General features: G+C 69.8%; 2 protein-coding genes. Both read right to left on the bottom strand.

The window, feature by feature from the left end:
• On the bottom strand, positions 1–5653 hold a 5653-nt coding region (locus ACFVFQ_RS37695), incomplete at its 3' end, for an SDR family NAD(P)-dependent oxidoreductase (RefSeq protein ID WP_383425123.1).
• Positions 5654–5753: 100 nt separating this feature from the next.
• Positions 5754–12341 (bottom strand): type I polyketide synthase (locus tag ACFVFQ_RS37690; protein WP_383425121.1); only part of this gene is annotated, 6588 nt, incomplete at its 5' end.

Raw genomic sequence — 12341 nt, 5'->3', positions numbered from 1 at the left:
TACCCGCATGCTCAATCGCCTCCCACGACGCCTCCAACAACAACCGCTGCTGAGGATCCATCGCCACCGCCTCACGCGGCGAAATACCAAAGAACCCCGCATCAAACTCACCCGCACCATAAAGAAAACCCCCCTCCCACAAACGCCCACCCTCAACCGAAGCCAACGCAGCAAGCCCCTCCACATCCCACCCACGATCCCCCGGCAACCCCGACACCGCATCACCACCCGAAACCACCAACCCCCACAAACCCTCAACATCCACCACACCACCCGGATACCGACACGCCATACCAACAATCGCAATCGGCTCATCAACAGCCGTCGTCCGCACGACCGTTGCTGCCTGGGCGTGATCGCGGCCGGTGGCCTCGCTCACCACGTACTTCGCCAGCGCGGTGGCGTTGGGGTAGTCGAAGACCAGGGTCGCCGGCAGCCGTAGTCCGGTCGCCGCGCCGAGCCGATTGCGCAGCTCCACGGCGGTCAACGAGTCAAAACCCATATCGGTGAAGGCGCGTCCGGGGTCGATGGCCTCCGCCGAGGCGTGCCCCAACACGTCGGCAACGTGTCCGGATACGAGCCCGATCACCAGCCGGAGCTGCTCCTGCTCGCCAAGGCCGGCCAGTCGCCCGGCGAGCTCGCCCGCCTGCGCACGCGCCGACTGGACGGTGCGCCGAGTAGCGACCCGTACCAGCCCGCGCAACAGGGCCGGAACCCCATCGCGCGCCGCACGAGCGCGAACCCGCCCCAAATCCAGCGCAATTGGCACCGCGACCGCGGCATCGGCCGCCACCGCCGCATCGAACAATGCCAAGCCATCGCCGGTGGACAACACCTCCATGCCCGACCGAGCCGCCCGTGAACGGTCCTCGTCGTCCAGGTGGCCGGTCATGCCGCTGGCCTGCTCCCACAAACCCCACGCCATCGACACCGCCGGCAGGCCCAGAGCACGTCGATGCTGCGCCAACGCATCCAGATACGTATTCGCCGCCGCGTAATTCCCCTGCCCCGAAGCCCCCAACACCCCAGCAGCAGAAGAGAACAACACAAACGCCGAAAGACCCACACCACGCGTCAACTCATGCACATTCCACGCCACCTCAACCTTCGAACGCCACACCACCCCCAACCGCTCACCCGTCAACGACTCCACCACACCGTCATCCAACACACCCGCCGTATGAACCACACCGCGCAACGGCCGGTCCTCAGGGATCTCAGCCAGGACACCCGCCAACGCCTCACGGTCAGCGGCATCACAGGCCGCCACACGCACCTGAGCACCCAATTCCGCCAACTCCGCAGCCAGTTCGCCAGCTCCCGGAGCATCCATACCCCGACGACTAAGCAGCAACAGATGCCGCACCCCATGCCGAACCACGAGATGCCGGGCAACCAAACCACCCAACGTCCCCGTACCACCGGTAATCAACACCGTGCCCTCAGGACCCCACACCTCCCCAGACACCTCGCCCTGAGGCTCGGGCACGCGACGCAGCCGCGGCACAAACACCTCACCGCCCCGCACCGCCACCTGAGGCTCATCACCACTCAACTCACCGACAGAAGAGCTGACTTCGGCGCCGTCCTCGATGTCCAGCAGCACGAACCGGCCCGGATGCTCCGACTGCGCAGAACGCACCAACCCCCACGCACCCGCCTGCGCCAACCCCCCGACACCATCCCCCGCACGGACACCCACCGCACCCCGCGTAACGACGACCAAACGCGACTGTGCCAACCGCTCCTCACCAAGCCACCCCTGCACCAACCCCAACACCCCAACAACATCAGGGCTTTCAACAACAACGGTCTCTGGAACGACCGCGCCGGAGTCAGCAGCCACCAGCAGCGACCCCAGATCGGCATACGCCCCACCAGGACCAGTCAACCCACCCAGGCCAACCCAATCCCCTGAAACGGCACCAGAACGCGACTGCGACTGCTGCTGCCACTCCACCTCAAACAACGACCCCGCACCCACACCACCAACCGCCAACCGCTCCGCAGCCACCTCACGAAACGCCAACGACTCCGCCGTCACCACAGGCGCACCCGACTCATCCACCACACACACCGACACCGCTTCGCCGCCCAGCCGCTGCAAGCGCACCCGCACCCGCATCGCACCCACCGCATGCACCCGCACACCCGACCACACAAACGGCAACCGCGGCCCCGAAACAGAACCCGCCCCCAACAACCCACCCACGCCTACCGCATGCAACGCCGCATCCAACAACGCCGGATGCACCCCAAACCCCTCAACACCCTCAGGCAAAACCACCTCACCCCACACCACATCACCCTCACGCCACACCCCACACAACCCCTGGAACACCGGCCCATACCCATACCCCGCACCCGCAAGACCCTCATACGCACCCACCACATCCACCGCCACCCCACCCACCGGCGGCCACACACCAAACCCACCAACATCAACACCATCCACAACACCAGCACGCGACAACACACCCGACGCATGCCGCACCCACACACCCTCAACGTCCTCATCCGGCCGCGAGAACACACTCACCACACGCCGACCCGACTCGTCCGCACCCTCGACACTGACCTGGACCGCAACACCACCAGTTTCCGGAAGCACCAACGGCGCCTCCAACGTCAACTCCTCAACCAGGTCACAACCCACCTGATCCCCCGCACGCACCGCCAACTCCACAAACGCCGTCCCCGGCAACACCACCGACCCCAACACCGCATGATCCGCCAACCACGGATGCGACGACAACGACAACCGCCCCGTCAACACCACCCGATCCGAATCCGCCAACGCCACCGCCGCACCCAACAACGGGTGACCGGCAGAACCCAACCCCAGCCCCCGCACATCACCAGAGAGCCGTGCGCCCGCCCTCGGCCAGTACCGCTCCCGCTGGAAGGCATACGTCGGCAACGCAACGCGCCGCGGGTGATGCGGGGCAAAGACCTTCTCCCAGGCAACCGCCAGACCCCGAACATGGGCCTGCCCGAACGCCGTCAAGAGCTGCGCCACGTCACCGTGGTCCCGCCGCAACGTCCCGAACACCGCGCCCGAGACCTCAGCCTGGTCGAGGGTCTGCTCGACGCCTACGGTCAGCACGGGGTGCGCAGAAGCCTCGATGAAGACCGTGTGGCCGGCGCCGACCGCGGCCCGGACCGCGTCCTCGAAGCGGACGGTCTGGCGCAGGTTGCGGTACCAGTAGTCAGCGTCGAGGCCGGCGGTGTCGGTCAGTTCACCGGTGAGCGTGGAGAAGAAGCCAACGGGCGACGAAGCCGGGACGATCGCCGCGAGGTCGGTCAGGATGCGGTCGCGGAGCGCCTCGACGTGCGGGGAGTGCGAGGCGTAATCCACCGGCACCCGACGAACGCGAACGCCCTCCGCCTCCCAGGCAGCCTGCACCGCATCCAGGGCCGCAGCGTCGCCCGAAACCACCGTCACCCGCGGCCCATTGACCGCCGCAACACCCAACCCGTCATAGCCAGCAGCCAGGACAGACTCCACCTCAGCAACCGGCAACGGAACCGACAACATGCCGCCGGCACCCGACAAAGCCGTGATCGCCTGCGACCGCAGGGCGACAACCCGCGCGCCGTCCTCCACCGACAACGCACCGGCGACGACCGCAGCCGCAATCTCACCCTGACTGTGACCGATCACCGCCGCCGGCTCCACACCAGCCGCCCGCCACACCTCCGCCAAACACACCATCACCGCCCACAACAACGGCTGAACAACATCAACCCGCTCAAGCAGAGCCGGATCGGCAGACCGCGCCACCTCCGTCAGCGACCAGTCCACGAACGGCGCCAACGCCCGCTCACACTCAACCCACCGCGCAGCAAACGCCTCCGAAGAATCCAACAGGTCCGCCGCCATACCAACCCACTGCGAACCCTGGCCCGGGAACACCAACACCGCACCCGAACCAACATCCAAGCCTGCTCCCGTCCCCGCCCCCGTCACCACACCCGCAGCAGCATCACCGGCCGCCACCGACCGCACACCCGCCAGCAACGCCTCCCGATCCGCGCCAACCACCACCGCCCGGTGCTCCAACACCGCACGCGACGACGCCAACGAAAACGCCACATCAGCCGGCACCAACTCCGGCCGGTCGGCGACGAATTCACCCAACCGCTCCGCCTGAGCCCGCAACCCCGCCTCGGACCTGCCCGACAGCACCCACGCCACCGCACCCGCGTCCGACGGCCGGGACTCGTCCCCCGCAACATCCGGCTCCGGCTCCGGCGCCTGCTCCAGGATCACATGCGCGTTGGTGCCGCTGACGCCGAACGACGACACACCGGCCCGCCGCGGTTCGTCCCCCTGCGGCCACGGGCGGGCCTCCGTCAGCAGTTCGACCCCGCCGGCCGACCAATCCACGTGCGAGGACGGGGAGTCCACGTGCAGGGTCTTCGGCAACACACCGTGCCGCATCGCCTCGACCATCTTGATCACACCGGCCACGCCCGCAGCCGCCTGGGTGTGACCGATGTTGGACTTGACCGAGCCCAACCACAACGGACGCCCCTCCGGCCGCCCCTGCCCGTACGTCGCCAACAGCGCCTGCGCCTCGATCGGGTCACCCAGCGTCGTACCCGTACCGTGCGCCTCCACCGCGTCGACCTGGTGGACGGCCAGTCCGGCGTTGGTCAGTGCCTGGAGGATGACCCGTTGCTGCGACGGGCCGTTGGGCGCCGTCAGGCCGTTCGATGCGCCGTCCTGGTTCACCGCCGAGCCGCGGAGGACGGCGAGCACCTCGTGCCCGTTGCGCTGCGCGTCGGACAGCCGCTCCACGAGCAGCATGCCCACGCCCTCGCCCCACCCGGTACCGTCCGCGCCCTCGGCGAACGCCTTGCAGCGGCCGTCCGTCGCCAGGCCCCGCTGGCGCGAGAACGCCACGAACGCGTTGGGGGTCGACATCACCGTCACGCCGCCGGCCAGGGCCAGCGAGCACTCACGCTGCCGCAGTGCCTGTGCCGCCAGGTGCAGGGACACCAGCGACGCCGAGCAGGCGGTGTCCACCGTCACGGCCGGCCCCTCAAGGCCGAGGGTGTAGGAGATGCGGCCGGAGACGACGCTGGCCGAGATGCCGGTCGCCAGGTAGCCCTCGATCCCCTCGACGCTGGAGACCGCGTTCATGAGGGTCGAGCCGTAATCCTGGCCGTTGGTGCCGGCGAACACGCCCACCCGCCGACCACGCAGCGACGTCGGGTCGATCCCGGCCCGCTCCAGGGCCTCCCAGGACACCTCCAGCAGCAGCCGCTGCTGCGGGTCCATCGCCAGTGCCTCGCGCGGCGAGATCCCGAAGAACTCGGGGTCGAAGTCGGCCGCGCCGCTGAGGAATCCACCCTGGTTCACGTACGACGTGCCGAGCCGGTCCGGGTCGGAGTCGTAGAGGGTTTCCAGGTCCCAACCCCGGTCCGCGGGGAATCCCGACATCGCGTCGCCGCCCGATTCGAGCAGCCGCCACAGTTCCTCGGGCGAGCTGGCCCCGCCCGGGAACCTGCAGCTCATCGCGATGATGGCGATGGGTTCGTCGTTCTTCGACTCGGCCTCGCGCAGCCGCTGGCGCGTCTGGTGCAAGTCAGCGGTGATCCGCTTCAAGTAGTCGAGGAGCTTGGCGTCGTTGCCGTCGTTACCCATGGTTGGCCGTCCCCCTGTGCCCGTTCCGGAAGTCGTACGTCTGCCTGAGAGTCAGTCGCCACGGACCGCCGCAGTGCTGACCGCGGCGGTCCGTGACCGGCTACGAGATGCCGAATTCACGCTCGATGAAGTCGAACACCTCGTTGGCTGTTGCGGATTCGAGTTGGCCGGCAACTTCCGCGTGCTCCTCACCGGCGTCGCTCGCCTCTTCGGCGGCGCCGGCGGACCACTGGGACAGCAACGTCTGCAGACGCATGGTGATCTGGTTTCGTGTCGTCGGATCCGGATGCGCGGAACGCATCACGGCTTCCAGCTTGTCCAATTCGCCGGCCAGCGAGCCGGGCGCCGACTGGCCCTCGTCCACGTCGAGGTTGGCCAGCAGGTACTCCGCCAGCGCGGTGGGGTTCGGATAGTCGAACACCACGGTGGCCGGCAGCTTCAGCCCCGTTGCGGCACCGAGCAGGTTGCGGAATTCCACCGCGGTCAGCGAGTCGAATCCCATGTCCCGGAACGGGCTCCGCGCATCGACGGCCTCCGGACCCGCATGGCCGAGCACCAGGGCCGCCTGGCTCCGCACGGCGTCCAGCAGCACCCGTTCGCGCTGTGGTCCGGCGGCCTGTGCCAGTTGCGCGCGGAGCAGTTCGGCCGCGCCGCCCGCCGGGCCGTTGCCGGCGGCGATGTGCCGTACGGCGTCCGGGAGTTCGGCCAGCAACCGGGTGGCGCGAACGGCCGTGAAGCCTGGCGCGAACCGTTCCCAGTCGATGTCCGCGAGGACCGCGCAGGCCGCGTCCTTGCGTCCCAGCACCCGCTCCAGTCCCTGCAACGCCAGCTCGGGAGCCATGGTGCCGATGCCCCCACGGTGGAACCGGTCGTCGCCGTTCGGTGCAGTCGCGGCCATGCCCGCGTCGCTCCACGCGCCCCACGCGACGGACACGGCAGGCAGGCCGTTCGCAAGGCGCCGTTCGGCGAGCGCGTCCAAGTAGGCGTTGGCGGCCGCGTAGTTGCCCTGGCCGGTGGCGCCGAGCACCCCCGCGATGGAGGAGAAGAGGACGAAGGTGGTGAGGGGGTGGTCGCGGGTGAGCTCGTCCAGGTGCCTGGCGGCGTCCACCTTCGGCCCGAAGACCCGAGCGAAGCGGTCGGGCGTCAGCCCGTCGACCACACCGTCGTCCAACACACCAGCCGTGTGGAAGACCGCGGTGACCTCCTCGTCGGCCAACACCCCGGCCAGCGCCGCACGATCGGCGACGTCGCAGGCAGCGATGCGGACCTCGGCACCGGCCACCGTCAGCTCCTCCCGCAACTCCAGCGCGCCAGGGGCCTCTTCACCTCGCCGACTCAGCAATACGACCCGACGCGCGCCCCGCTCCACCACCCAACGAGCCACCCGGACACCCAACGCACCCGTACCGCCCGTGACCAACACCGTGCCACCGGCAACCGACCACTCCCCCACGTCCGCAACCCGCCCCGAACGCACCAACCGCCGACCGAAAACACCCGAAGACCGCACAGCCACCTGGTCTTCGACGCCCTGGGCCAGAACCGCGGCCAGGCGACGCCCCGCCCGCTCATCCACCACCGCCGGCAGGTCAACCAACCCACCCCACCGATCCGGCAACTCCAACGCCACCACACGACCCAAACCCCACACCATCGCGGCATCCGGATCGATGGCGTCATCGGAGGGGCTCACCGCAACCGCACCCCGAGTAAGGCCCCAGACGGGCGCCACCACATCCACGTCCGACAGCGCCTGCACGGCAACGGTCGACCGCACGACGCCCAGCGCGACCAGCACTCCGGACACCGTCGCCGTCTCCACCTGGGAACGGAGCAGCTCGGCAAGCCCGGCGCGATCCATCGCGGACGGCACCGTCAGCCGGCTGACCTGTGCACCTTGCGCCTCCAACTGCCATGCCACATCGGCACATTGAGCGCCGCCGTCGCCGCCGTCGCCGCCCTCGCCTCCGTCGCGGTCCTCGCCGACCAACAGCAGCCAGGTGCCGGACAGTGCGGCGGGTTCCGGTTCCGTGATCGGCGACCAACTCACCCGGTACTGCCAGCCCTCCACGGTCGCCTGGGCGTCGTGCGCCCGGCGCCACGACGACAGGGCGGTCACCGCGGAGGCCAGGTTCGCGTCCTCGTTGATGCCGAGCGCACTCCCCAACGTCTCCCAGTCCTCGCCGGCCACCGCCTCCCAGAACCGCGACTCCACCGCGTCCGCGGCGGGTGCGGACGACGCCACGGCCGACGGCATCGAGTCGAGCCAGAACCGTTGGCGTTGGAAGGCGTACGTCGGCAGCTCGACCCGCTGCGGCCGGTACGGCGCGAACAACGGGCCCCAGGCCACCGCCACGCCGACCGCGTGCAGTTGCGCGAGGGCGGTGACGAAGGTGTGCTCCGGGTCCCGGTCGGCGCGCTGCGTCGCCACGCAGACACTGCCGCCGCCGGACCCGTTCTCGCCTTCGCTGACCATCGTCGCGGCCAGGGCGGTGAGCACGCTGTCCGGGCCCACCTCGACGAACCGCGCAACCCCCGCGTCGGCCGCCGCACGCACCGCGTCCGCGAAGCGCACGGCCTCGCGCACCTGCCGCACCCAGTACGCCGCCGAACACACCTCGTCCCCGGAAGCAACCTCGCCCGTCAGCGTCGAAATCACCGGAATCCGCGGCGCCTCGTACGTCAACTGCTCTGCTACGGAGGCGAATTCGTCCAGCATCCCGTCCATGCGGTGGGAGTGGAACGCATGCGAGACGCGCAGCCGGCTCGACTTCCGACCGTTCGCCTCGGCCCAGTCCCGTACGATCTCGACCGCGTCGGCATCGCCGGAGACCACCACGGAATCCGGCCCGTTGATGGCAGCCAACGACACCGACTCACCCAGCAGTTCAGCGCTGACGATCTCATCCTCGCGGGCCTGGACGGCGAGCATCGCGCCGCCCTCCGGCAGCGCCTGCATCAACCGGCCGCGCGCCGCCACCAACGTGCAGGCATCGGTCAGCGAGAGCACTCCCGCGACATGCACCGCCGCCAACTCGCCAATGGAATGCCCGATCAGCACGTCGGGGACGATGCCGAAGGACTCCAGCAACCGGAACAGCGCCACTTCGACGGCGAACAACCCGGTCTGCGCATGGACGGTCCGATTCAGCTCGGTCTCGTCCTCACCCCACAGCACCTCGCGCAGGGGCGCGGCCAACGCCCGCTCCAGCTCCTCGACCACCGCGTCGAAAGCGTCCGCGAAGACCGGGAAGCGGGCGCACAACTCCTGGCCCATTCCCAGCTGTTGGGCTCCCTGGCCGGAGAAGAGCAGGCCCAACCGGTCGCCGTCCCCGGGCAGCGGAGTCTGGCCGAGTACCGCATGCGGGGAGCGCGCGCCTCGGGCCACCGCGTCGAGGGCGTCCAGCAGGGTGGCGTTGTCCTCGCCCAGCACCACCGCGCGATGGGGCAAGGCAGCACGCGTCGTGAGGAGGGAGTGACCCACGTCCGCCGGGGACAGGTCCGGGTGGCCGGCCGCGAAAGCATGCAGCCGTCGGGCCTGGGCCCGCAGGCCGGCCTCCGACTTGGCCGACACCGCCCACGCCAGCGGGCGGTCCGTCAAACTGGCCTCAGCACCCGGCTCTTGGGGGTCCGGGACAGCCGGCTCGGGCACCGCCTCAAGGATGACGTGGGCATTGGTGCCGCTGATGCCGAACGAAGACACCGCGGCGCGGCGCGGCTGCTCGGCGGCCGGCCACGGCTGGGCATCCGTCAGCAGCCGCACCGCGCCCGCGGACCAGTCCACGTGGGAGGACGGCGCGTCCACGTGCAGGGTCACCGGAAGTGTCTGGTGCCGCATGGCCTGCACCATCTTGATGATGCCGGCGACGCCGGCGGCGGCCTGGGTGTGCCCGATGTTGGACTTGATCGACCCCAGCCACAACGGCCGGCCCGCGTCCCGCTCCTGCCCGTACGTCGCCAACAGGGCCTGGGCCTCGATCGGGTCGCCCAGGCGCGTTCCGGTGCCGTGCGCCTCCACCGCGTCCACGTCGGCGGCCGACAGCCGGGCGTTCGCCAACGCCTGGCGGATCACCCGCTGTTGGGACGGACCGTTGGGTGCCGTCAGGCCGTTCGAGGCACCGTCCTGGTTGACCGCCGAGCCTCGGACCACCGCCAGGACCCGGTGTCCGTTGCGGCGCGCGTCGGAGAGCCGTTCCACGAGCAGGACGCCGACGCCCTCACCCCAACCGGTGCCGTCTGCCGCCTCGGCGAACGGCTTGCACCGGCCGTCCGACGCCAGTCCGCCCTGGCGCGAGAACTCCTCGAAGGCCGCCGGGGTCGCCATCACGGTGACGCCACCGGCCAGGGCCATCGAGCACTCACCGCTACGGAGTGCCTGGGCTGCCCAGTGCAGCGCCACCAGCGACGACGAGCAGGCGGTGTCCACCGTGACGGCCGGCCCCTCGAAGCCGAACGCGTAGGCCACCCGGCCCGAGACCACGCTGCCCGGGCTGCCGTATCCCACGTGCTGTTCGGAACCGTCGGCGGTGGTGTACACACCGGTGCCGTAGTCGTGGTACATCACGCCGGCGAACACGCCGGTCTGACTTCCGCGCAGCCCCGCCGGGTCCAGGCCCGCGGACTCGATCGCCTCCCAGGAGGTCTCCAACAGCAGCCGCTGCTGCGGGTCCATCGCCAACGCCTCGCGCGGCGAGATCCCGAAGAACGCCGGATCGAAGTCGGCCGCGTCGTACAGGAACCCGCCCTCGCGGGCGTACCCGGCCCCGGAGCGGCCCGCGGTCGCACCGGTCCCAGGCAGGTCCGAGAGGTCCCAACCCCGGTCGGTGGGGAACACCGAGACACCGTCCCCGCCCGAGGCCACCAGGTCCCACAGCTGCTCCGGGGTGGTCACGCCGCCCGGGTAGCGGCAGGCCATGCCGACGATGGCGATCGGGTCGTCGGCCGCGTTCCCCGACGTGGCTGTGGTGTGCGGCGTCGTCGTTGCCGCGGCGTCCCGCCCCATCGCCTCGGCCAGCAGGAAGTCGGCGAGGGCGGTGGGCGTGGGGTAGTCGAAGACCAGCGTCGCCGGCAGGCGCAGTCCGGTCACGGCGGTCAGGCGGTTGCGCAGTTCGACGGCGGTGAGCGAGTCGAACCCGATCTCCGTGAACGGCCGTGCCGGGTCGATGGCGTTGGCCCCGGAGGCGTGCCCCAACACGGCGGCCACGTCGGCACGGACGGTGTCCAGCACCAGGCGCGCCTGTTCGTCGGCGGCCAGTCCGGCCAGTCGCCCGGCGAACTCCGACGCCTCCGCCGCCCTGGCCCGAACCGCGCGCCGGGTCGGCACCCGCACCAGGTCGCGCAGCAGCGCAGGCACCCCGGCGGACGCCGCGCCGGCACGGATCGCCGAGAGGTCGAGGGCCAGCGGGGCGAGCACCGCCTGATCTGCCGCGAGCGCGCCGTCAAACAGTTCGAGCCCCTGCTCCGAGGTCAGTGCGCCGATCCCACCGCGGTTGATCCGGCCCCGGTCCTCGTTGTCCAGGTGGCCGGTCATGCCGCTGGCCTGCTCCCACATGCCCCAGGCGAGCGACTTGCCTGGGAGCCCCTGGGCCCGCCGGTACTGGGCGAGGGCATCGAGCGCCGTGTTGGCCGCGGCGTAATTCGCCTGCCCAGCACCACCGAACGTGCCGGCCACCGATGAAAACAGTACGAAGGCGGAGAGGTCACAGTCACGGGTGAGCTGATGCAAGTTCCAGGCCGCATCCACCTTCGGCCGCAACACGGCACGCACCCGCTCCGACGTCAACGACTCAACAACACCGTCGTCCAACACACCCGCGGTATGAACCACACCGCGCAACGGCCGATCCTCGGGGATCTCGGCCAGGACGCCCGCCAACGCCTCACGATCGGCGGCGTCGCAGGCCGCCACACGCACCTGAGCACCCAACTGCGTGAGTTCTGCGGCCAGTTCGCCGGCCCCTGGAGCGTCCATACCCCGACGGCTGAGCAGAAGCAGATGCCGCACACCATGGCGAGAGACCAGATGCCGAGCAACCAAACCACCCAACGTCCCCGTACCACCAGTGATCAACACCGTGCCGTCAGGGCCCCACGCCTCCCCAGACACCTCAACCTGAGACTCGGGCACGCGCTGCAACCGCGGCACGAACACCTCACCGGCCCGCACCGCCACCTGAGGCTCATCGACAAGCAACTTCGCTACCGCTGAGCCGATTTCGGTTCCGTCATCGACGTCCAGCAGCAGGAACCGGCCTGGGTGCTCCGCCTGCGCAGAACGCACCAACCCCCACGCGCCAGCCTGCGCCACCCCTTCGACAGAATCCTCCGCCCGAACAGCCACCGCACCCCGCGTGACAACCACCAGCCGCGACTGCGCCAACCGCTCCTCACCAAGCCACGCCTGCACCAACCCCAACGCCTCAACAGCACCCGAGCCGCCAGAAGCGTCCTCGATAGCGACGGTCACTATCTCCGGGACGTCCATCCCTGCCTCGACGGCATCGATCAGCGCATCGAGCGATCCGAACGTCCCACCAGGGCCGTTCAGTTGACCCAATCCAACCCAATCCGTCGACTCCGACGAAGCGCCGCTGCCTTCCACCGCGCGCCACGCCACATCAAACAACGACCCCGCACCCCGAGCAGCCGAACGCAACTGCTCGGCAACCGCCTCCCGCAACACCAACCG

It is taken from the genome of Streptomyces sp. NPDC057743 (assembly GCF_042798755.1).
GTDB lineage: Bacteria > Actinomycetota > Actinomycetes > Streptomycetales > Streptomycetaceae > Streptomyces.
The sequence above is the reverse complement of the archived record's forward strand: the minus strand, read 5'-3'. Positions and strand labels throughout refer to the sequence as shown.